The 22028-nt window shown below is 55.4% G+C and carries 17 protein-coding genes; 9 read left to right on the top strand and 8 right to left on the bottom strand.

Annotated features, from left to right (window positions below; genetic code table 11):
- Positions 1-140 precede the first annotated feature (140 nt).
- Both BUE18_RS08565 and BUE18_RS08560 read right to left on the bottom strand, forming a co-directional pair.
- Positions 141-2063, bottom strand: a complete 1923-nt coding sequence (locus BUE18_RS08565; RefSeq protein WP_073474865.1) for an FAD-dependent oxidoreductase — start codon at positions 2061-2063, stop codon at positions 141-143.
- A gap of 308 nt (positions 2064-2371) precedes the next feature.
- Positions 2372-4972 carry a PAS domain-containing hybrid sensor histidine kinase/response regulator gene (locus BUE18_RS08560; RefSeq protein ID WP_073474864.1) on the bottom strand — a complete coding sequence of 867 codons (2601 nt, stop codon included), beginning with the start codon at positions 4970-4972 and terminating at the stop codon, positions 2372-2374.
- A 418-nt stretch (positions 4973-5390) separates the two neighbouring features.
- On the opposite strand from BUE18_RS08560, the gene BUE18_RS28695 reads away from it, so the two are divergent.
- From BUE18_RS28695 to BUE18_RS08530, 5 genes are all read left to right on the top strand, one after another.
- Positions 5391-7307, top strand: coding sequence for a chemotaxis protein CheW (locus BUE18_RS28695; protein WP_073474862.1), 1917 nt, complete (start codon positions 5391-5393; stop codon positions 7305-7307).
- Between the two features lie 50 nt (positions 7308-7357).
- Positions 7358-7819: a chemotaxis protein CheX gene (locus tag BUE18_RS08550; protein WP_073474860.1), complete on the top strand. Its 462-nt coding sequence runs from the start codon at positions 7358-7360 to the stop codon at positions 7817-7819.
- Between the two features lie 71 nt (positions 7820-7890).
- Positions 7891-8811 (top strand): ABC transporter substrate-binding protein, encoded by a 921-nt coding sequence (locus BUE18_RS08545; RefSeq protein ID WP_073474858.1) that lies wholly within the window; start codon positions 7891-7893, stop codon positions 8809-8811.
- 273 nt (positions 8812-9084) lie between these two features.
- Positions 9085-10389, top strand: coding sequence for a 4Fe-4S dicluster domain-containing protein (locus tag BUE18_RS08540; protein WP_073474856.1), 1305 nt, complete (start codon positions 9085-9087; stop codon positions 10387-10389).
- An 851-nt stretch (positions 10390-11240) separates the two neighbouring features.
- Positions 11241-11912, top strand: a complete 672-nt coding sequence (locus BUE18_RS08530; RefSeq protein WP_083610873.1) for a methyltransferase domain-containing protein — start codon at positions 11241-11243, stop codon at positions 11910-11912.
- A 16-nt stretch (positions 11913-11928) separates the two neighbouring features.
- On the opposite strand, the gene BUE18_RS08525 is transcribed toward BUE18_RS08530, so the two are convergent.
- On the bottom strand, positions 11929-12441 hold the full coding sequence (locus tag BUE18_RS08525; RefSeq protein ID WP_073474851.1) for a hypothetical protein: 513 nt from the start codon (positions 12439-12441) through the stop codon (positions 11929-11931).
- Between the two features lie 92 nt (positions 12442-12533).
- Positions 12534-13514, bottom strand: a complete 981-nt coding sequence (locus BUE18_RS08520) for a hypothetical protein (RefSeq protein ID WP_073474849.1) — start codon at positions 13512-13514, stop codon at positions 12534-12536.
- 270 nt (positions 13515-13784) lie between these two features.
- Here BUE18_RS08520 and BUE18_RS08515 point away from each other — a divergent pair, with 270 nt between their 5' ends.
- From BUE18_RS08515 to BUE18_RS08500, 4 genes are all read left to right on the top strand, one after another.
- The gene (locus tag BUE18_RS08515) at positions 13785-15065 is read left to right on the top strand and encodes an OmpP1/FadL family transporter (protein ID WP_073474847.1); all 1281 of its coding nucleotides are present in this window, start codon (positions 13785-13787) and stop codon (positions 15063-15065) included.
- Positions 15066-15217: 152 nt separating this feature from the next.
- Positions 15218-16273 carry a deoxyguanosinetriphosphate triphosphohydrolase gene (locus BUE18_RS08510; protein WP_073474845.1) on the top strand — a complete coding sequence of 352 codons (1056 nt, stop codon included), beginning with the start codon at positions 15218-15220 and terminating at the stop codon, positions 16271-16273.
- A gap of 16 nt (positions 16274-16289) precedes the next feature.
- On the top strand, positions 16290-16892 hold the full coding sequence (locus BUE18_RS08505) for a hypothetical protein (RefSeq protein WP_083610872.1): 603 nt from the start codon (positions 16290-16292) through the stop codon (positions 16890-16892).
- A gap of 7 nt (positions 16893-16899) precedes the next feature.
- On the top strand, positions 16900-17682 hold the full coding sequence (locus tag BUE18_RS08500; RefSeq protein ID WP_073474843.1) for a YkgJ family cysteine cluster protein: 783 nt from the start codon (positions 16900-16902) through the stop codon (positions 17680-17682).
- A 509-nt stretch (positions 17683-18191) separates the two neighbouring features.
- Here BUE18_RS08500 and BUE18_RS08495 read toward each other — a convergent pair.
- The 4 genes from BUE18_RS08495 to BUE18_RS08480 form a co-directional block, all read right to left on the bottom strand.
- On the bottom strand, positions 18192-18800 hold the full coding sequence (locus BUE18_RS08495) for a DUF3786 domain-containing protein (protein ID WP_073474841.1): 609 nt from the start codon (positions 18798-18800) through the stop codon (positions 18192-18194).
- 48 nt (positions 18801-18848) lie between these two features.
- Positions 18849-20456 carry a SidJ-related pseudokinase gene (locus tag BUE18_RS08490; RefSeq protein WP_083610871.1) on the bottom strand — a complete coding sequence of 536 codons (1608 nt, stop codon included), beginning with the start codon at positions 20454-20456 and terminating at the stop codon, positions 18849-18851.
- Positions 20457-20462: 6 nt separating this feature from the next.
- Positions 20463-21302, bottom strand: coding sequence for a DUF3108 domain-containing protein (locus BUE18_RS08485; RefSeq protein WP_073474839.1), 840 nt, complete (start codon positions 21300-21302; stop codon positions 20463-20465).
- A gap of 266 nt (positions 21303-21568) precedes the next feature.
- Complete coding sequence (locus BUE18_RS08480) at positions 21569-22018, bottom strand: hypothetical protein (protein ID WP_073474837.1); 450 nt, start codon at positions 22016-22018, stop codon at positions 21569-21571.
- Between the last annotated feature and the right edge of the window lie 10 nt (positions 22019-22028).

The following is a 22028-nucleotide window of genomic DNA, read 5'->3' as shown; positions in this document are numbered from 1 at the left end:
TATTCTCAAATAGTTCAATATGCATTCACACTCAGAGCATAGGAATGCATAAGAAACGGCGGCGCCGGGGCGAAAAGCAAATCGGGCGAACGGAGTTGTTCCGTTCGCCCGAAATATTTTTTGATTGGTTTAGGGAGGAATTAGAGCGCCCAGGCGGCCTTGGCGCCTTCGTCCGTGGCTTCGATAATGCGGCGCACCTGAACCGCGTCGCCCACCACAGCATGCTGGATTCCCAGGTTCATGAGGGCTTCCTTCAAGTCTTCGCGCGGCTTCATGCCTGCAGCCAGAACCACCTGGTCCACGCCTTCCAGGACGTCTTCCTTGTCGTCAAAGCGCAGGGTCACCTTGTCTCCGTCCACAGCGGCCAGGACCGCGCCGAACAGGAACATGACGTTGGCTTCGCGCATGCGTTTATGCAACTGGTATCCGTGGCCGGTAATCTTAAGCACCGGGGACTGCTTAAGCATTTCCAGCAAGGTGACCTTGCAGCCCTTTTGAACCAGAAAATCGGCCGTTTCCATGCCGATGAGGCCGGCGCCCACGATAACCGCGTTTTTGCCGGGAGGGACTTCCTGATTCAGCACCTGCCAGGCGTCGCAGACTGTGGGCTGGTCCTGTCCCTGAAAATCGGGCGTGATCTTGCGTCCGCCGATGGCCAGGATTACGGCTTCGGGCTTGCTTTCTTTTAGCATGTCCTCGGTGACGGTTACGCCGGTTTTCACGTCCACGCCCGCTTTTTTCACCTGGGCAGCCAGCCAGTCGATCCATTGTCCGTAGACTTCCTTATGCGGGGCCTGGCGGGCGAACTGAATCTGGCCGCCAAGATGGTTGGATTGTTCAAACAGGGTGACCTTGTGGCCGAGTTTAGCGGCTTCGTAAGCAGCCGTAAGGCCGGCGGGGCCGGCGCCCACCACCCAGACGTCCTTGGAATTTTCCGCGGGGCCTTTGGGAACCAGGGTTTCCTGACCGGTTTCCGGGTTGATGGCGCAGCGCACGCTGGAGCCCATTTCCAGGATCAGGCGTTCGATGCAGCCCTGGTTGCAGGCCAGACAGGTGCGGATGTCTTCATAGCGTCCTTCCTGGGCTTTCACCAGGAAATCCGGGTCGGCCAGAACCTGGCGGCCGAAGGCGATCATGTCGGCGTCGCCGTCGGCGATGGCTTTGTCAGCCTCCCGGGGATCGGTGTAACGGCCCACGCCGATAACCGGAATGTCCACGGCCTCCTTGATTTTCTTGGCGCGCCAGATGTTCCAGCCGGCTTCGTATTCCACGGGGGCGCTGGTGATGCCGCCGGGGCTGCCGTGGGTTCCCACGGAAGCGTGGAGCACGTCGACTCCTGCGCCGATAAGCTCAGGCAGAATGGTAAGGACCTCATCCACGGTGTAGCCGTGCTTGATGTATTCTTCGGCGGAAATCCTGAGCAGGACGGGGTAGTCGTCCCCTACCCTTTTCCTGACTTCCTCCACCACTTCAAGGACGAACCGGGCGCGGTTCTTGAAATCCCCGCCGTACTCGTCCGTGCGCTGATTGGCGTGGACCGACATAAACTGGGTCAGCAGATATCCATGGGCTCCGTGTATTTCCACCGCGTCGGCGCCCGCGGCCTGGGCGCGCACCGCGGCGTCGCCAAAGGCGCTGATGATCATTTTAATGTCGTCCTTGGTCATTTCCTTGGGGGGCTGGCCGTAGACGAAGCTGGGAATGGCCGAGGGGCCCAGGGCCTTGCCCTTTTGCAACTGAAACGGCGCCTCGCGCCCCGCGTGATGCAACTGCAGGGCGGCCTTGCTTCCGGCCGAGTGAATCGCGTCAACCATTTGAGTCAATCCGGGGATGTATTTGTCGTCAAAAATGCCCAGGCCCACGCAACCAGACGGATGAACCCCCACGATCTCCGTTATCACCAGGCCGACGCCCGTTTCCGCGCGGCGTTTAATATAGGCCAGATTCTTTTCGGTGACGGTTCCGTTGGGATTTCCCAAGTTGGTGCCCATGGGAGGGATGACGCACCGATTTTTCAATTCCAGGTTGCGGATTTTTATAGGGGACATCAAATGGTCTAACATGGAGCGTTCTCCTTTTTATCGGTGTGGGTACGGATCTAATCCAGGAAACAGGCCTTGGGAGTAAATGCGGTTGCATCCATTCTCCGCGGCCTTTTTTTCGAGCGAGTGCTCGATTTTTTATATTACGGACGGGCGGAACTTTTGTCAACGACAATCAGGGCATGGATTTGCCCGGTCGTGAAATTTTTTTGGGATTATTCCGCAAAAGCCGCCATCGCTCGCCAAGGAAGACAGGGAAACCAGGTCATGCCCCCGAATCCCTCCTCCGCATGGCCGCCGTTCTCCCTCATTCCTACGGTGCAAAACGATTACCCCGGTTTGGCGGCGTCTAAAACCCGGCGCACGATTTGCGCCAGTTCGGACCTGATGACGGGCTTCATCAAAAAGGCCTTGATGCCTTTGGCGCCGGCGTCGGCTTCGTTCAGCCTTTCGCTGAAACCGGTGCAGATGATGATGGGAATGTCCGGCCTGACGGCGATGACCTCCTCGGCCAATCGATCGCCCGTCATATTGGGCATGGCCATATCGCTGATTATGAGGTCAAAGTTATAAGGCATGGCCTGAAAGGCTTCCAGGGCCTCCAAGCTGCTGGTTCGAGCGGTCACCTGGTATCCCAGACGCTGGAGCATTTGGGTTTCCAGTTTGATGATAGGGGCCTCGTCATCGATAAGCAGGACCCGCTCATGGCCTGTGGGATGGACTTCTTTGGGCTCCTGCTGCTCCTTAAACTCCATTTTTTCCATCAGGGGCAAATAAACATTAAAGGCGGTTCCCTGGCCGGGCTCGCTGTACACCCGGATGTCCCCCTTATGCGCCTTGATGAGGCCGTAGGCGACGGCCAGGCCCAAGCCGGTCCCCTTTCCCTGCTCTTTGGTGGTGAAGTAGGGTTCGAACACCCTGTTAATCAGGTCCGAAGGCATTCCCGGGCCGTTGTCTGAAATGGACATGAGGGCGTAGCGGCCGGGGCCTATGGCGTTATATTCCACGTCCTCTTCGTCTATGAGAATTTCTTTGAGGCGGACGATGATTTTGCCGCCGGCCTGCTCCACGGCGTGAAAGGCGTTGGTGATGATGTTCATTGCCACTTGGTGAATTTGGGTGGGATCGGCCAGAATCATGCCGCAATCCGCCTGGATATGCTCCTCCATTTCAATGAACGAGGGAATGGTGGCCCGGGTCAGTTTTAGTACTTCCTTCAGCACCTGCTGGATGCGGACGGGAGACATTTTATGTTCGGTCTGGCGGCTGAAAGCCAGGATTTGCTTGACCAGCTCTCCGCCCCGTTTTCCGGACTCGAAGATGACCTGGGCGTTTTCAAATTCCGGGCTGTCCCCGGGAAGGTCCTCCATGAGGATTTCGGCCATGCCCACGATGGGGAAAAGGAGGTTGTTGAAGTCATGGGCGATGCCCCCGGCCAGATGGCCGATGGATTCCATTTTTTGAGCCTGGCGAAGCCGCTCCTCCACCATTTTCCGTTCGCTGATGTCCTGAAAGGTTCCTTTTAGCTTGACGCATTGCCCATCCCGAAAGACCGGGCGGCCTATGGCGCGGGCCCAAAAGCGCTTGCCGGAGGCGGTGACGCATTGCAACTCCAAATCAAAGGGAAGGCCTTGTTCAATGGTTTCATTGTAAGCCTTCTCCAGTTTTTCCCTGTCTCCGGGAAGATAATATTCCAAATGTTCGTCCGGCCCGGGCAGGGTTTGGTTTTCATCCAATTCAATGATCTTATATACTTCCTTCGTCCAAATCGCCTTTCCGGTAGTCAGATCGTGCTCCCACCCGCCGATCTTGGCAATGCTTCCCATTTCGTTGAGCAGTAGCTCCCGGCTTTTTATGGCTTCCTGGGCTTGCTTCAATTCCGTAATGTCGTTCAAAGCGCCGATGACGCCGGCCACTTCGCCTTGCTTGTCCAAAAAGGCGGCCTTATGGATGGCTACATCGCGGAGCTCCCCCCGGCCATTTGTTAGTTTGTCTTGATACTGCTGGACGCCGCCGTGCTCTATGAGATCATTATCTTTTGCTTTATAGGTTTCGGCGCCGCTGGACGGAAAGATATCGTAAACCGACTTGCCGATGACCTCATCCCTGGACAGCCCGAAAAATTTTTCAAAAAAAAGATTGCACCCCAGGTACAACCCATCCCGGCCTTTGTAAAAAACAGGCACCGGAATGGCGTCCAGCAAGGTCTTTAAAAACTCTTCATTGTAGCGAAGAGCCTCCTCGGTCCTTATGCGCTCTCCGATTTCCCGGTTCAGGGATTTGTTTTGCTCCTCCAGGCGCCTTGTTATGGGGTAGCTGATTTTTCGAAAAAATGCAGCGCCCACGATGACAAGGCCGAGCATGGCGCCAAGGATGATCGCCATGGCCCGAATATAAGGCGCCCGGATTTCCGCCATATCAATTTTGGCGACAATGCCCATATTCAAGGATAAAACCGGCTCGTGGGCGGCAAGAACCATCTCGCCCCTGTAATCCCTGGCGATGACGGACCCGGATTGGCCGTTCAAAGCAAGTTGCATGGGAATCGCCAAATCAGATTTCATGCTTACGGGTTTGGGATTGGTCAGATCGAAATGGCGGTGGCTAAGCAAGAAATGGATAACGCCGCCCTGCTTTTTCGCCAAAGTGAACTCGCCGGTTTCTCCGAAGCCTTTGTAGCTGCCGTGGGCGTCCCGGACCTGGCTAAGCGTGGCCTCCAAGGAGCCTTTTGGGTAGTCCCTGCTGTATTGGGCGTCAAACCGGCCAACCGCTTCAATAAGCCGCGCCTGGCTTTGGGCGGTTTCTATGAGGCGATTCCTCTCCGCTTTGATGGACGTATGGTACAAAATCCAGATGGACACGCCCGTGGCCAGCAGACACACGGACGCCATAATGAGAACTAAAATCAGGAATCTGTTTTGATCTTTCAAAACAAGCCTCTTAAATGCTCCATCTCCTAAAAATGCATGGATAACCCAAGATCCTCAAATCCTGCTTATGGGATTTTGCAAACGCAAGAAACTAATCGGAGCAAAATCCGTTCCAAAATAGCATTTAACCGTCTTTTTCAAGCCGTAACGCAGAGGAACTGGACGCCGCCGCAATTCGCCCCGATAAAAATCCCGGGAATTTTGCCAAGTCTTTGACGCGGCGCCAAATCAATGGCTTCAAAACCTGTTAAACAAGCAGAAAGGCGCTGAAGTTGCTCATATAATCAATTGATATCAATTGATTTATCGTGATGCATCAAAAACGGCACGCTTTGTGCTCTATGGTTGTTTCATTGCGGCCGAAGAGCCTTGTCCGAATGTTTCCGAGAGAGCAATTCATTTTTCCAGGAGGCAAAAAATGTCTGAAGACCACCGGAAGATGCGTATTCTTCTGGCTGAAGATTCTCCCCTGACGCGGCAAATTGAAGTCGCCGCTCTGAAGACCATAGGTTATGAACATATTCTGGAGGCGGAAGACGGAGATGCGGCCGTCGCGCTTTTGGAGCAGGGGGAAAAGGTTGATTTGATCATAAGCGATTGGAACATGCCCAACCGGGGGGGCTTGGAGCTTCTCCAATGGGTGCGAAAAAACGATCGTTTAGCAGGCCTGCCTTTTATCATGGCCACGGGCCAAGGAGACAAGGCGCAGGAGCAGGCGGCGCGCGATGCGGGCGCCACCGGGTTCATTCCCAAGCCGTTCCAGGCCAAGGAACTGAAAGAAAGAATTCTTGAGGCTGTCGGGGCCAGGGAAAAGCCGAAAACAACCGGCAAACGGGTCCCGGAGTTTACGGCTTCGGGAAAACTGAAGCTGAAAATCGCCCACATCCAGATTACGGACCATCTTGTATTGGGCGTGGCCAGGCATTTAATAGAGTCCGGCGTGTTCAAGCCCAGACGCTTTGAACTGGAAACCCAGTGCATGGGCGGCTGGAACCCGGTGCGCCAGGCCCTGGAGGAAGGAACCGTGGACGGCGCCTGCGTATTGGCGCCCATCGCCATGGATCTTTTCGGGTTTGACGTTCCCATTCGCCTGACCTTGTTCGCCCACAGGAACGGGTCGGTGATGGTGCGCAGCAAACACGGAAGCTACAAAGAGCCGTGGAAGGATTTTTTCAAAGGACGTTCCTTCTTAATCCCCCACAAGATGTCCATCCACCACATGCTCACCCATCAATTTTTTTCGGGCATTGGACTGTCCGCCGGGATGATCACCGCCGGGCGTCATTACGACGTCAACCTGGAAGTCGTGGCGCCTGTGGATATGCCGGGATATTTGAAGGGCAACGACGGGACGTGCGGATTCATGGTTGCGGAGCCTCTGGCCACCAAGACCATCGCCTCGGGCCTTACGGACCTGCAATTCCTTTCTTCGGAAATATGGAACAATCATCCGTGCTGCGTCCTGGCCATGCGCCGGGAGCTGGTGGACGCCCACGGGGACGCCATGCTGGAATTCCATGAATTGCTGGTTGCGGCGGGCAGGTTCATCAAAAACAGGCCGGAGAACTCGGCCAGGATCGCCGTGGATTTTCTGGACCCGGAAAAAACCGTGGGGTTGAAGGTTCCTGTCCTGAAAAACGTGCTCACCGACCCTATGGGAATCCGGACGGACGACCTGTACCCTTCCAAGGAGGAATTGGACGTCATTCAGCAATACATGGTCCATGACATGGGCATCGGCAAACTCATTGACCTGGACGAATTCGTGGACTGCCGGTTTGCGGAGGCGGCCTGCGGGGATCGCCCATCCAAACCTTTGACCAGCCCTGAATTTTCCCGCGCCCTGGTGGAGCCTCGCGGCGCCAAGGAGCAGGACTCGGGCAGGACCATGCTCGCCCGGGAGGGAAAGTACCTTACTTTTGCGCTTCAAGGCCAGGAGTTCGGCCTGGACATCTTGAAAATACGGGAAATCATCGGCATGCGGCCCATCCGGGCCATTCCCCAGGCGCCCAGCTACATCAAGGGCGTCATCAACCTTCGGGACCAGGTGATTCCCATCATGGACCTCCGCCTCCGCTTTGGCATGGAGGCCCAGGACTATACGGAGCGCACGTGCATCGTGGTCCTGGAGATGGAAAGTCCGGATAAAACGGTTTTTATGGGCGTGATTGTGGACTCGGTGTCGGAGGTCAAGGACGTGCTGGCCTCCCAGATCGAGGACACCTCGTCCTTTGGAGCGACCATTCAGCCGGATTACATTTTGGGCATGGCCAAACTGGATAACGGCGTCAAACTTTTATTGGATATGGAACACGTGCTGGACGTTATCACTTAGACGGCTCCTGCGGGGCCAGTCCTGAAAAACCCAAAGGCAACGGGGGTCTTATGGACGTTAAAGTAATCAACCCATTCATTACAGCCACCCTGAACGTGCTGGACACCATGGCCATGACCAAGGCCAAGGCGGAGAACCTGTACATCAAGCAGGACGAGGTGGCGACCGGGGACGTGACCGCCGTGATCGGGCTGTCGGGAGACACCCGGGGCACGGTGTCGGTCAGTTTTTCGGAGGAATGCGCTCTGGCCATCGTCTCCAAAATGCTGGGGGAGCAAATTGACAGCCTGAACGAAGACATTAAGGACGCGGTTGGGGAAATCGGCAACATGATTTCGGGCCAGGCGCGCGTGAAGCTGGAAGAGCTGGGCAGAGTGCTATATGCGGCCGTACCAACGGTGGTGACGGGCAAGAACCACTCCATCAACCACATCACCACCTATCCCATCGTGGCGATTCCCTTTGTCACGGACGACGGCAGCTTTACCATAGAGGTTTGCTTTGAGGAGTAAATTAGCCCGGCCCGGATCAGGCCGGGTTAACAATAATTGCACGATACGGATTTCATCCAAGGAGGATAAACATGGCTGACAAGACTGTTATCAGGGTGGGTCACCTGCCCATCACCGATCATCTGATCCTGGGGTTGACCAAGTACAAACTGGAAAAGGGAGGCGAAACCTTCAACAACGCCTCTTTGGAGACCGTAAGCATCGGCGGCTGGAACCAGGTGGCCGACGCCCTGGCCGCCGGCGAGATCAACGCGGCCTTCGTCCTGGCGCCCACGGCCATGGACCTTTTCAAATCCGGCGTAAAGATCAAGCTGGTCATGTTCACGCACAGGACCGGCAGCGTGCTCATCACCAACAAACGCGCCAACATCCAAACCCTGGAGGATTTTGCCGGCAAGGTCATCATCATCCCGTATCAGCTTTCCGTGCATCACATGCTCCTGCACAAGCTCATGTCTGAAAAAGGCATGATTCCGGGCAAGGACGTGATGCTGGAAGTCATGGCGCCCGGCCAAATGCCCATGGCCATCCAGTACGATGAAGAAGGCGAGGTGGGAGGCTTTATTGTGGCCGAGCCCTTTGGGTCCCAGGCGATCCTGGAAGGCTACGGCGAAGAGTTCGCCCTGTCCAAGGACATCTGGCCCAATCATCCCTGCTGCGTCCTGGTCATGAATGAAGAACTTACGGAAGGACATCCTGATGCGGTGTTGGAATTGATCAAGAGCCTGGAGCTTTCGGGCCGGTACGCCGCCCAGAAGCCCGAAGGCGCAGCCGCGGTGGGCGCCTGGTTTTTTAATCAGAAAAAAGAAATCATGGAAAGGGTGCTGGCCGGCGAAATCCAGCGCATCAAGACTGATGAACTCATGCCTGTAATCGACGACCTGGCGGTTATCCAGGATTATATGTCGGGTCAGATGGGCGTGCTTTCCGATAAAATCGACCTGGAAAAATTCGTGGACGCCAAGTTCGCTCAGGAAGTGGGCTGCAAATAAAGCGCCCAAACAGACTTGCCATTCCATGGAAAGCATCCGCATGAAACGCGCCGAGGCGCTTCCGGGCCCCCGAGGCTTGCCGCAGAGCAATCACGCTCTCAAGCCGGGGGCCCGAAACATCCCCCCTGATCTCAGCCCCAAAAGGCCTTCTCTTACCTCAATATAGACAGGTTCTGGACAATTTGGCGGAACCCGTGTATTCTTTTTCCATGAAAATCTCATCATGATGGCGTAAATCTACCCATCATACCTGAAACCATGAAGGAGGGGGACATGGGGCATCTGGTCGGCAAGGACATCTACAAAAAACTCGTGCAGAAAATCGACGCGCAAGCAGTGCGGGTTCCTTTTAACGAACGCATATACAACATTGTCAAGGCCTTGTATTCGGCGGAGGAAGCCGAAATCTATGTAAAAATGCCCTATGGGCTATCCACGTTGGATCGGATTCAAAAGATTACGGGCATAAATCCCGCCCGGTTGAAAAATCTTTTGGAAGGGCTCAGCGACAAAGGGCTGGTCATCGATTTGTTTATCGACGGCGAGTACCATTACATGCCCTCCCCCATCGCCGTGGGCATCTTTGAATTCACCATGATGCGCACCCAGGGCGACCTGGACATGGAAACCTGGGGAAAACTGTTTCATCATTATTTTGAGGACGGGTCCCTGTACAAGGCCAATTTTTCCAACGGCGAGCAAATCGGTCCATTGCGCACGGTCCCCCATGAGGAGTCCCTGGCCGATCACGTGGAAATTCTGGATTACGAACGAGCCGTGCATATTGTGGAAAGCGCCGAAAAAGTTGCGGTAGGGCTTTGCTCGTGCCGGCACGAAAAGCACCACGCCGACGCCAAGGAATGCGACGTCCCCCTGGACACCTGCCTGTCATTCGGCATGGGCGCGGAATACCTCACCCGGCACAACATGGCCGTTGAGGTGAGCAAATCGGCCCTGAAGGAAAACCTGGCCAGGTCCCGGGAATACGGCCTGGTGCTTCAGGCGGACAACGTTCAAAAAGGCATCGCCTCCATTTGCCAATGCTGCGGATGCTGCTGCAACCTCCTTTTGGGCATGAACAAGTTCGGATACGAAAACGCCATCGTCACCAGCAACTTTATTGCAGACATCGAGGACGAAAAATGCACGGGCTGCGGCAAATGCGCCAAGGCCTGCCCCATCAACGCCATTGAAATGAAGGACGACTCCGACCCCAATACAAAACGGAAAAAGAAGCCCGAAATCAACCTGGATCTCTGCATAGGCTGCGGCGTTTGCGGCCTGGACTGCAAGCCCTCGGCCTGCCAATTGATCCCCCGAAAAAAGCGGGTCATCCACCCGGAAACGACCTTTGAGCGGGTGATCCTCCAGTCCCTGGAACGGGGCGCCTTGCAGAATCAGATTTTCGACAATCCGGAAAATATCGGAAACAAGGCCATGAACGCCATCCTGGGGGCTTTCCTGCGGCTGCCTCCGGTAAAAAGCGCGCTCATGAGCGACGCGCTAAGGTCCCGGTTTTTGGGCGCCATGCGCGCCGGAGTGAGGCTGCAAGGCAAGGGTTTTTTGACGGAGATGTGAAGGTCGCAGCCTGCATCATTTTGTTAAAAGGACGAAAACGGGGATTGTTGGTTTCTGTTTGTAGAAATGCACAGCGAGCCAACATGATTTTAAATACTTTTGTATGCATTCGCAGGCGCAGCATGGGAACGAGCAGAGGGAAGGAAATGGTTGTTGATGTGATATTGGAGCCCAATGTAGGCGCTTTGAGGACGCGCGGAGCGCGTCCTGGGTAGGGCAAGCCCTACCCCTACACATCACATTCAGCCTTTACGGTTCAATAGGTGATGTAGCGTCAGGGCTTGCCCTGCTGTAGTTTTTGGGCGGCCCAGGCAGCGTCGTTTGCCGCCTGGGGCCGAAGGCCAAAAGGCGCGACCGGGAAGGATTTTTGAAAACAGGAAAGACCGGCGAGCGTATGGCGTTCTTGGATTTCCGACTTTTGTCTGGTTTTGGATGGGGCGTGCGCCCGCCTGAGTTTCAAGGCGTTACGCAACCACAAAGGCCGCACCTACTGCGCTGGCGCGCCCAGGCGCAATACTGCCGTGCCTGGGTTACCCATTTCCAGGTCTTGAACAATGCGAAGGAAGTTTGGAAAGGCATTGACCTCAGATAGTTCTGCATGTATTCCCACGCAAGGCATGGGAACGTGGAAAAATAAGGATGCCGCTTCGCGGCTGCAATTTGTTGGGTTTGGCGGAGCTCTACTCAACCTACGATTTTCGGCGCGGGAATGACAGACGGGCAGGCACAGGGGCCTGCCGCTACAAGTCAAATTCAGCCCTTTCGGTTTGAAACAGCGATGCAATCCCAGGGCTTGCCCTGCAATGATGCAAATTCTATTTATACGGTGTATGTGAACGGCCGGCCGCGGCATGCAATTTGAGGTAATGATGCACAGAGATCTTGAGAATAAAGAAGCAGGAATATTTGCGCGGTGTTTTAGGTCCGGGGTTGGACGAATTGTGGAAATCGGCTGCGGAAACGGACGCCTGACCTGCCACCTTGAAAAGCATGCGGAATCCGTCTTGGGCTTGGACCCCTGCCAAGCGGATTTGGATCTGGCGCGTCAATGCGTAGGAGACGCCGTGCAGCTTGCCGTCGGCAGCGGCGAGGAGATACCTTTGGAGGACGGCGTCTGCGACGCAGTGGTTTTTACGCTGTCCCTGCACCATCAGGATTCGCCCCGGGCCCTGAAAGAGGCTGCACGTACGCTTAACGCCAACGGGCGGATATTGGTCATCGAGCCCAAAGCAAACACTTTGGGGGCCAGTCTTTTCGCCGTGATCGACGACGAGTCCCACCGGTACGTCATAGCCGAGGCCGCCATTCAGGACAGCGTGTTGAAAGTCGTGGATTACGGGGACGTCTTAATCCAATGGACGTTTCAGGATTATAATGAGATGGTCGAGTACATCTTTGGATACTACGGCCTGAAGCCGGATCCGAAGCGGGAGCCGGCCATGGCGGCGCTGGCGGACGCCCGGAAAAACGACATCCCCCTGTTTATTGAAGACGAAACCCGGTTCTGGCTCCTGGAGCCTTGATTATTATTTTCCCAGTTTACTGGGCCAGGGCTTTTTCCACGGCGGCGGCTATCTCCTTTTTCAGGGAAAACTTGACGTCATCGTCCTGATAATCCCGGGCGCCGGTGGCCACTCCCAGCCCAAAGCCGCTTCCCCCTCCGGTCCCAAAGCCGATTCCACCTCCAATGCTAAGGCCGCTTGTTTTGGGTTCGGACCGCAGGATGTTCATGTCTATGTCCATTTCCACGCCGTTTTTTTCGGATTGAACGTCCACCAGCCGGACATTCACTTTATAGACCGTGTCGGAATCCGCTTCGAGAAGGAAATTCATGAAGCCTTTGTCCTTAACGACCGATACAGGCGTATAGCCTTTTGAAAGAAGCACCTGCTCGGCGGCGTTTAAGGCTGTCATGCGCCGGGCGGGCGTATCCGGACCCGAGGTAGCTCCTGCCACGGGGATAACGCCGGAGTATCCGCTGGAGGCGCAGCCTGCGGCCAGGGCCAGGCTCAGGCATAGAAGGGCTGACATTAAGATTTTTCGTCCGGTCATGACAAATCTCCATTCCATAAAAATCAAAGGGCCGCCGCCCCCGTTGTAGAGGCGGCGGCCCGTTATTTAGCGAGCTGCTTTGATCCAACTGTTTACCAGTTGTCGTTTCTCTCTTTTTCCAGAGCCATGTTGGGGTCGTCCTCGAACTCGGAAATACGGCTTTTAATCTCTCCCATTTCGTCGTTCAGGGCCCTCATGCGCTTGACCTCGTCCCTGTCCATGGTTCCCCCGCTGCGGAGTTCGTCCGATTCCTCTTCCAACTGCTTCAACTGGAGGCGGTACTTTTCAATGTACTGGTCGATTTTTTTCTTTTCTTTTTGCTCTTTCTGCCACTGAACCACTTCTGCGGTGATGACTCCGTTTCGGACCATTTCCCTCATTTCTTCATCATAGGCCGCCTGGGCCGCTTCCCTGGCTTCCTTGGCAATTCTCATGGCTTCCAGTTCCTGAGGCGTATAAATGGCCTGACGGGAGTGGTCCACCTGAGAGCCCACGGGGAGGAGCGCCCCGGTTTCCATGCCCGCCTCGTTGAAAACGGCGATCCAGAAGTCGACAATGACGTTCACAGCCACGTTATAGGCGTCGCCCATGCTTTCTTCGTCGCACTGGCCGTGAAAAGGCTTGGAAAGCTCCAGGGTGCTTAGAATGGTTTCTTCCACGTTGTTGATGGGGTCCGTGCCGTCGTACAGCACCCATTCAGGGAGAAGCGCGTCCAGGGTCCGGCAGGCGCCGGGGCTTACGGTTTCCGACAGAAAAAAGGCCAGGGTCCCAAATGCGATAATAACATTGGGATCGTCGGCTTTTCCTTGTTTCAACCGTTCAATAAGCAGGTTGTACACCCTTTCGGCTGACATGGGATCTATGGGGCCGCTGGCATAGTCGCCGTGTTTCATTCCCTTTAAGACAAGCGCCTTCCTGGCATCCAGATACTCTCTTAAGTTATCAGGGCAAAAGGAAATTGCATCGTCAATCATTACAGTGCTCAGGTCCCTGTTAAAAGCTTCGGAAGCAGCCGGAAGCATCAACAAAAACACCAGTGCCAGGATGGTTCCCATTTGGAATTTGCCGGCCATTACGCCCTCCATTTCCGCCGCAAGGTTCCCCGGTAATAATTGCGGGCCATCATTTTAGTTTCTGATCCTGCTATAAGTATTTCTTGCCTTTTAAGGGACATACCATATTGGAAGCGAAACTAGCAATGATTTTTAAAGCATTGCGTAATCAAGATGCCAGTTTTGTAGGGAATAAAGGCTTTAGGGTTGACATGAAGCTAACAAATCGCCTATGAAATTGCTATTATATTGTTCAATTTTGCTTCCCGTTCAGAAAAAAAGGAGATCGTCATGAAGAAAACCCGGTTAGTGGTGTGTTGTGTGCTCGCGGCGGCGCTTTTAGCCCCCGGGCTTGGTTATTCGGCAGCTTTCAGCATTTTCGATCAAGGCGCAAAGGCTGTCGCCATGGGAAACGCCTTCGTCGCCCAGGCTGACGACCCGACTGCGGTTTACTACAACCCCGCCGGCCTGACTCAGTTGGAAGGCACTCAGATTGCAGCGGGCGTAACGGCTATCTGGCCCAAGGCGGAATTTCAAGCCTCCACAAAGGATGCGGCGCTGGGAACTTATTACGGCCAGGTCACCAAGACCAATGACGACGAGTTCTTCATTCCCAATTTCTACCTGACCAACAAGTACAATGAAAAAGTGGCCGTAGGCCTTGGGGTCTACTCCAACTTCGGCCTTTCAACGGATTGGCCGGACAACTGGCCGGGACAGTATTGCTCCGGCGCCACCTATACGCGCATCAAAACCTACGCCATCAACCCGGTTATTGCTTACCAACCCTGGAAATTCGTGAGCATCTCCGCCGGCTTCATCGCCAACTACATGGACGCCCAGATGGAAAACAACATCCTTATGCCCGGAGGCGTATTCGGACCGGACGGCCACATGAAAGTGGAAGGCGACGACTGGGCCAGCGGCTGGAACGCGGGCATCATGTTCTACATCCAGGACGAGTTCAGGCTCGGCGCATCCTACCGCAGCCAGCTCTGCCATGACCTGACGGGCGACATCACCGTTACCGGAAACAACCTGATCAACATGAAGTCCGGCGGAACCCTGGACATCAATCTGCCTTCCGTGCTGCAGATCGGCGCTTCCTGGAGCAAAGCCCCCTTCACGGTGGAGTTTGACTATCAATGGACGAAGTGGTCCAACTACAACATGCTGCAACTGAACGTGGATTCCACCGGCGCAGTCACGGAAATCGACAAAAACTGGGATGACGCCCACGCTTTCCGCCTGGGCTTCGCCTACAACGTGGTCAAGAACCTGGACCTGAGAGCGGGCCTGGCTTACGAGCCTGAATTCGTTCCCAACGAAACCCTGGACCTGATTGTGCCCAACGGAGACCGCTGGACCTGGTCTTGCGGCTTCGGAGGCCAGTACGGCAAATGGGTTGCGGATTTCGCTTACGCCTATCTGTATGAGGACGAACGCACCTTTGATAACGAAGCCGGCGACGTATACAACGCAGCCACCGGCCTTAAAGTGGGCAGGCTGGTCGGAGAAGTGCAGGAGGTCAGCGCACACATCCTGTGCCTGACCGTCACGCGCAAGTTCTAACTCAGGCTTAAATTAAAAAAAAATCAAGGGGCTGGAGGCGCACTCCAGCCCCTTTTTTTGTATTCCTGCTTTACAATCCAAACAAGCTGTGAAATGCTTCTCGCGGCTTATGCACTATAAGCGTATATGATTAACTTAAGCCATGGTTAACAATGACAATACGTGAGAAATTCGAACAACGGGAGCTGGACTTTTTATCGCCTTTTGCCTGCCCAAGCGCCAAGTCCAAAGGCCGAAAGCGTCCCGAAGCCCCCTGTCCCATCCGCACCGCTTTCCAACGAGACCGCGACCGCATTGTCTACAGCAATGCCTTCCGCAGGCTGAAGCATAAAACCCAGGTTTTTTTGTCTCCGCTGGGAGACCATTATCGCACCCGGTTGACCCACACTCTAGAAGTGGCTGAAATTGCGAGAACAATCGCCAGAGCCATGCGCCTTAACGAAGACCTTACCGAGGCGGTCGCCCTGGGCCACGACCTGGGGCACACCCCTTTCGGCCACGGCGGCGAGACGGTCCTGAAGGAACTGTTTCATAAGGACTTCACCCACTCCCGGCAGAGCCTGAGAGTGGTGGACTGCCTGGAAAGACGCGGCGAGGGCTTGAACCTCACCTACGAGGTCATGGACGGCATCGCCAAGCATTCCAAGGGATTCGGAACCATCATGCCCAACGACGCCGGCGAAGTGGCCTCCACCATGGAAGGCCGGGTCGTGCGGGTGGCCGATATCATCGCCTACCTGAGCCACGATCTGGACGACGCCATCAGAAGCGGCGTAGTGACGCGAGACCAGGTGCCGTCCCATTGCGTGGAGGTTTTGGGGGAGAGGCACCGGGACCTGGTTACCACCATGATACGCGACGTGGTTTATTCCAGCGGCGAGGAAGACGGGCAGATGACCATCAAAATGAGCGACGCCATGCACGACGTCATGCTGGAGCTTAGGACCTTTTTATACGACAATGTGTATCGGGCGCCGGTGGTCCACAACGAGTTCATAAAAGCCAAGAAGATTCTTTCGGAACTGTTTGACTTTTACTTGAACAACGTAGACGCCTTTCAAAAAGCCGCCATGGAGCAGGAGCTGTTCGCCAGCCCCGAGCAAGCCGCGCCCACCAGGCAAAGCGTGTGCGACCTCATCGCCAGCATGACGGACAGGTTCGCCCTGACGCGCTACCAGAAAATCTTTTTCCCCACCCCCATGGTGTAGAAGGAACAAGCCTTTCATGACCAATGTCCGGACATTAGTGCAAGACCCCATGATCCGGGATTTTTTGTCCCGTTTGGAAGAAGTCTATTCCAAAATGGATCAGGCCTATGATGACGTCGCCCAGGCCCATGGCTTTCACTGCCAGGGATGCCAGGATAGCTGCTGCCTCACGTTATTCTTCCATCACACCTTTTTGGAGTACCTGGGCATCCAGGACGGATGCATGAAGCTGGGCGAAGACCAATACAAGGCCGCCGTGCAAAGAGCCCGGGAGGTCATCGACCAGGCCAATCACATGGCGGGCGGCGCATACAGAATCATGTGTCCGGTCAACCAGGACGGCAAATGCATGATCTATGAAAACCGGCCCATGATCTGCCGCCTCCACGGCATCCATTACCGGTTCGCCATGCCCAACGGAGCGATCCATCAGGGGATCGGATGCCGGGCTTTTGAAGACCTGGCCAAAACCAGCGGGGCGGAGGCCGTCCTGGACAGAACGCCCTTTTACCAGCAATTGGCGGGGCTTGAGAGGGAGCTTCGGCAAAAGACCGGCTTCAATCAATCCATTAAAATGTCCGTGGCCGAAATGCTGGTCAAACAAAGCAGCGAGACCTGATTTATATATGAAACGCATAGAAGACCAAGATCTTGGAAAAATCCCCGGCAGGCGCCTGGAGGACGGAGACGTGTTCTGTTTTGAATGCAGGCCCGACATCTCCTGCTTCAACCTGTGCTGCCGCAACCTGAATTTGTTTTTGTATCCCTACGACATCGTGCGTTTAAAAAAGAAACTGCGCATGACCGCCTCGGAAGTGATCGAAAAGCACACGGACGTGGTGCTGAGGCCTGGCAACTTCTTCCCGGAAGTGCTCTTGACCATGGCGGATAATGAAGAAAAAACCTGCCCCTTTTTGTCGGAAAAGGGATGCACCGTTTACAGCGACAGAATGTACGCCTGCCGCACCTTTCCCACGGAGCACGGGGTTTCCATGGACGAAGCCACGGGAGTGCTTACGCCGGTCCATTTTTACAAGCCGCCGGACTTCTGCCAGGGCCAATACGAAACCAAGGAGTGGACCGTGTCCAGTTGGTCCCAGGACCAGGGCGCGGTGTATTATCACAAAATGATGACCGAATGGACCAAGGTGAAAATCCTGTTCCAGAACGATCCCTGGGGCGCGGACGGGCCGGAAGGCAAAATGGCCCGCATGGCGTTTATGGCCGCCTACAACATGGACGACTTCAAGGATTTCGTGTTTAAAAGCACCTTTTTAAAGCGGTACAAGGTTCCCAAGGCTTTTCTGAAAAAAGCCAAAAAGGACGAGGTGGAGTTGCTGCGCCTGGGATTCGCCTGGATCAAGCTCTTCTGCTTTGGATATCCGTCCCCGGAGTTGGGGTTGGTATAGGCGGCGGGGCGGAGGTATGCCAAACGCCCTTTCCAAGACCAAATAAAAGCAGGGCAAGCCCTGAACCTACATTGCCCTTTGAAGTCTGACAGGTTGAATTGGCCTGCAGGGGATGAAGAATAAGAATAGGGATTCATGCAATGCCATTCGCCCGCCGGGCATTCCCAATTTTGAAATCCCTCACGGGTCGCGCCTTTTGGCCTCCGGCCCCAGGCATTGCATGCCTGGGCCGCCCTGGTTTCAAAAGGGAATTTCCGTCCGCTGACTGTTCCCGATTTCGACTATCATCCCGGCCGCGCCTACTATTGCAACACGGAGGCAAACGACTCTGCCAGCGCCGCCCCAAAAAACGGCGCCCAAGGGGGCGTGCTAAACTGTGTATGCAACCGTTGTCCACCCGACTTCTCGTTCCCATGCTGTGCGTGGGAATGCATACATAAATATCTGAAATCAATGTTGTTTTATATATTGGAAGCTCTCCTCGAAAAATTAAGGGCTCCGGCAACCAACTACGCCCTGATAAGGCTTTGAACCACGGCCACGCCCAGGATGGCCAGGCATTCCGGGTCCAGGTAGGTTCCGGCGCTTTCGCGGAACAGGACCGTGCTTTTGGGCGGAAAGTCGTCGTCTCCGTCGTTAAAAAGCACCAGCATGGGCATACGGGATAAGGCCTGCACCTGAAACTGCACGTCATAGGAATAATCCTGATCCGGAGGAGCGGCGTTCAACTTTTCCGAAGCCGTTTTCAAGTCCTGGGGCCTGCCTGCAAACACATCCGAGAGAGCTTGTTCCACGTCGTTGGCCCAATACACGGTCAGGGGGCCTGCGCCCTTAATGTCCCGAAATGTTGTCCAGCCTCCGTCCTTGGGCGGAAAAGGCGGACACATGAGCAAGTATCGGATCAGGCCTACGCAGATTCCCAACTCAGGCTGCAGCCCCTTGGCGTTTTTTACTCCCTGAGGGGACACGGTGTAGGTCCTGCCCACAAAATTAATGACGGCCTTTCCGTCCTCGTATTCCAAGCCTAGCGTTTGACAGGCCTGGGGAATATCGATGCCGGCCAGATCGCTCAGGTATTTATGGTAAGTTTGCTCGTAAACGGAATTTTCTGCGCTCATAACCCCTCCTTGGATGTCGCTATGCGCCTTGCTGGAAAACTCAGGCGGTCAAGCCGCTTGTTGGGGATTCTGCTCCACGTACCTGCCTGAAACGCACAGGGAGGTGACGGTGGCGACAAAGCAAATCAGTTCGGGCAGCGAGATGACGTCGTTGAAGCCTCCCAGGTGCGGGCCGGTGTACAGGACGATCTCCTCTTTGCCCCGAACGCATGACCGGGCTTTTTCCGGAGAAAGCCCGCGTCCGGTCAGAAAGTCGAGAAACTCCTCCTGAGTCATGGCCTCCTGGTCATGGACGCGCAGGATTTCCTCCATGTAGCGGTCTACGCCCATTTCGCGGATCATGGCGTCGGCCAGAGACTCCACGTCCCGGGGCAGGGGGGCGGTGAATTCCCGGCCTACAAAGCCGCTGTAATACTGATAAAAAATTTCGCTGATGGCTGTGATGAGCAAGGAGCGGTCGAACAGATCCCGGGCGTCTACGGGTTCGCCCTGGGGGTCTAATCCCACCCGTTCGGGGTCCTTGTTCCGGAAGTAGGAGCCCGCCACCAAAACCAGGCTCAGCACATGGGTGCCCAGGTGAAGGTACAGCTCGCTCATGGGGCCGCTGAAGGCCAAAATATGCTCGAAATCCCGCAGGCCGGTGCTGCACAGATTGGGGTATTGGCAGGAAAACAGCCATTGGTCCAGCCTGCCCTGGCGGGGCCATTCGTACAAGCCGCGATCCGTGCGCCGTCCCGCCTGAACCCGGTTGTGGAACAACGGAATGGGCGCGGTGTGAACCATGCCGGAGGCGCCCAGCCTGCCCAAAAGCCAGGCGTTTTTTCCCAGGATTTCCACAAACTCGCCGCCCGCGGGAAGCCCCGGGCCGGAGGGATCGTTGGGATAGGTGAAATAATCGCCGTGCGCGACGTAAGCCATGGCCAGTCTTTGAGGATGCAGGTTTTCCAGGCCGCCCTCATGCCTGGGGATTTCCTCCAGCCGGAACACACGGCTATTCTCCATGCTGATGGGCCTGGGAACGTGGAAGTCCACGGGAAATCCTTCAGCCTCCTGATCCAGGCGCTCCATCCAGGCGGCTTCGGCGTGCAGGGTTTGAACGGAGTCTCCGTCCCGGGCCATCTTAACCACCAACACCTGATCGTCTTGAGAGCGAAGCACCAGGCTGCGGCCCTGGGCCAGGGGAGGCCCGTCCGGCGAAAATCCCGCCTGCTGCAGAATGGACGCCCACGATGCTTTGGGCAAGGCCCCCTTTTCCGAAGGCGTTTCCATGGCCGGGCCCCGTATGTTCAAAGGCAGGGAGCCCAAGGATTCGGCCACCGCCCTATGCACGGCCCCGTGCTTGATGCACACCATGTTCCGCAAAATGGCAAGGGCTTTTCGCCGCACTTCCGGGTCCGGGGATTTTTCCACGGCCATGGCCAGAACATCGGCCGCCTTGCGGTAGGTGAAATAGGCTGTGCGCCGGTTGGTGTGCTCTTCCCGGAGCAAAAGGTCGTCCAGCACCTCCATGGTTTCCAAATGGATGCACGGGGTGTATTCCTGGACAAGGTATTGCAGCCTCCCCAGATTGACGTATACGGACTCCAGGCTTTGCCTGCGCTTGGCCAATTCCTGGAGCGCAAAGTCTCGTTCGGTGATTTCAGACGCGCCTATCAAAACCAGCTAATCCTCCTCGGGTATATCCTGATCCAGCAAATGGGGAGGAAGTTTCTCCACTTTAACCAGATTGGCCGAAAAGCTGCCCACGGCCACCTTGCCTCGAATCTTGATGATTTGCCGCTCCGGGCCTTTGGAAAACCAAATGCGCAGGGAGGGATTTTTGCTTTCCTGAAAAACGCCTCCCGCGTGCTTCAGCTCCGGCTCCATGACAAAGGTTTCGTACCGTCCGGCGGGAACGGCCAGGGATTGCTCCTTGGTTATAAAGGCCCTTCCCTCCACGCACTTCTTGCCGTCCGTGACCCAGGCTTGCATTTGCCGTTCCAGGGCGATGTCGCCGGACCGGAACTTGTACACCACGGAAAGAGGGTCGAAGGACTCCGGATTGATCTCCGTTTCCTTTTCCTTGTTCCCGTCCTGGACATAGGAAGCCTTAAGATTCTCCCAATCGAAAATGACCTCCACGTCGCGCTTGGTGTCGCCCTCCCTCTGGATCTTTTTATAGTAGAGGGTTCGGGTCATGTTCAGGTCCACATAAGTGTCTATGCGGTCCCGCACCTTGTAAAAGGCGTCCGTAAACCGGTTGGTCCGGGCCTTGAGCACAAAGTGCCACGCAGGCTCGCCGTCCATCAACTCGATGGGCAGAATCTCAATGGTGGCCGTCCCGGCGGGCAGAAAAAGCCATTTAAGCTCAAAGGTGAGCTTTTCTCCGGGCGAAAAAGGAATCCGTTGAGGAATTTCCATTGTGGGATTGACTCCGCCCCCCGCCTGACCGGCGAGCAGGAAAGACGCGGCGAATAGCGTCAGGGCCGTATACTTTCCCAATGTGCATGCAAAGTTTTTCATGGTCCGCTCTCCTGACTGGAACGAAACTCTTCCTCCTGCCCGGCGCAACGCCGGACCCTTTTCATAGACTACGGCAAGGGAAAAAAGTCAAGACAACAGAACGAATGGAAAAAAAGCTGGGGCGGGCCTGGCCTTCACACACACAGGAAGGAACGCATCGGGAAGAGGACCGCCCTCTTCCCTAAGACGCCAGGGATCAAACGGGGAAACCTAAGGCCCGCCCGCTTTGAGATTATCGCAGGCAATTATTGTTTGCATGCCATCCATTAGTCTATTGAAGACGCCGTGAGATATGACACTGTAGCAATATTGGCTTCTTCCAGGGCTCTTTTCATCTCCTGAGTTCTCCCGTTAACCACAGTTAGATATAAGATATTTAATTCTGGAATCTGCCCTGCCACCCCCGCCCCGAACTGATCCATTATCTGTTCGAGCGTTTCAACGTCGCTGGAGGGAGGGGGGGCATGGAACTCCAATTGCAGCACACGGCACACGGCCATGATGCCCTCGTACCGGCAGGTTTGCTTCCCCTCCGGAACCTTGTCAGGAAGATTCATAAAAGATGACCAATTATACAAAATCTCCACATTGGCTCCCTTCCCAGAACACCCTGCTGTAGCCGGGGAGACGCACAGCATCCCCCCGGCAATGATGGAAACAAGCCAATGCAAAGCCTTTGAGCCCAGTTTCAGCTTGAATAATCGCAAGCAGTTCATACAGACTTTC

This window comes from Desulfatibacillum alkenivorans DSM 16219, from assembly GCF_900142135.1.
GTDB lineage: Bacteria > Desulfobacterota > Desulfobacteria > Desulfobacterales > Desulfatibacillaceae > Desulfatibacillum > Desulfatibacillum alkenivorans.
The sequence above is the reverse complement of the archived record's forward strand: the minus strand, read 5'-3'. Positions and strand labels throughout refer to the sequence as shown.

Excerpts from the sequence above, each read along its gene's own strand:
- BUE18_RS08505 (WP_083610872.1), top strand. The coding sequence starts at position 16,290 with ATGACCAATGTCCGGACATTAGTGCAAGACCCCATGATCCGGGATTTT.
- BUE18_RS08485 (WP_073474839.1), bottom strand. The coding sequence starts at position 21,302 with ATGAAAAACTTTGCATGCACATTGGGAAAGTATACGGCCCTGACGCTA.
- BUE18_RS08525 (WP_073474851.1), bottom strand. The coding sequence starts at position 12,441 with ATGACCGGACGAAAAATCTTAATGTCAGCCCTTCTATGCCTGAGCCTG.
- BUE18_RS08540 (WP_073474856.1), top strand. The coding sequence starts at position 9,085 with ATGGGGCATCTGGTCGGCAAGGACATCTACAAAAAACTCGTGCAGAAA.
- BUE18_RS08495 (WP_073474841.1), bottom strand. The coding sequence starts at position 18,800 with ATGAGCGCAGAAAATTCCGTTTACGAGCAAACTTACCATAAATACCTG.
- BUE18_RS08480 (WP_073474837.1), bottom strand. The coding sequence starts at position 22,018 with ATGAACTGCTTGCGATTATTCAAGCTGAAACTGGGCTCAAAGGCTTTG.
- BUE18_RS08550 (WP_073474860.1), top strand. The coding sequence starts at position 7,358 with ATGGACGTTAAAGTAATCAACCCATTCATTACAGCCACCCTGAACGTG.
- BUE18_RS28695 (WP_073474862.1), top strand. The coding sequence starts at position 5,391 with ATGTCTGAAGACCACCGGAAGATGCGTATTCTTCTGGCTGAAGATTCT.
- BUE18_RS08530 (WP_083610873.1), top strand. The coding sequence starts at position 11,241 with ATGCAATTTGAGGTAATGATGCACAGAGATCTTGAGAATAAAGAAGCA.
- BUE18_RS08500 (WP_073474843.1), top strand. The coding sequence starts at position 16,900 with ATGAAACGCATAGAAGACCAAGATCTTGGAAAAATCCCCGGCAGGCGC.
- BUE18_RS08515 (WP_073474847.1), top strand. The coding sequence starts at position 13,785 with ATGAAGAAAACCCGGTTAGTGGTGTGTTGTGTGCTCGCGGCGGCGCTT.
- BUE18_RS08545 (WP_073474858.1), top strand. The coding sequence starts at position 7,891 with ATGGCTGACAAGACTGTTATCAGGGTGGGTCACCTGCCCATCACCGAT.
- BUE18_RS08565 (WP_073474865.1), bottom strand. The coding sequence starts at position 2,063 with ATGTTAGACCATTTGATGTCCCCTATAAAAATCCGCAACCTGGAATTG.
- BUE18_RS08510 (WP_073474845.1), top strand. The coding sequence starts at position 15,218 with ATGACAATACGTGAGAAATTCGAACAACGGGAGCTGGACTTTTTATCG.
- BUE18_RS08520 (WP_073474849.1), bottom strand. The coding sequence starts at position 13,514 with ATGGCCGGCAAATTCCAAATGGGAACCATCCTGGCACTGGTGTTTTTG.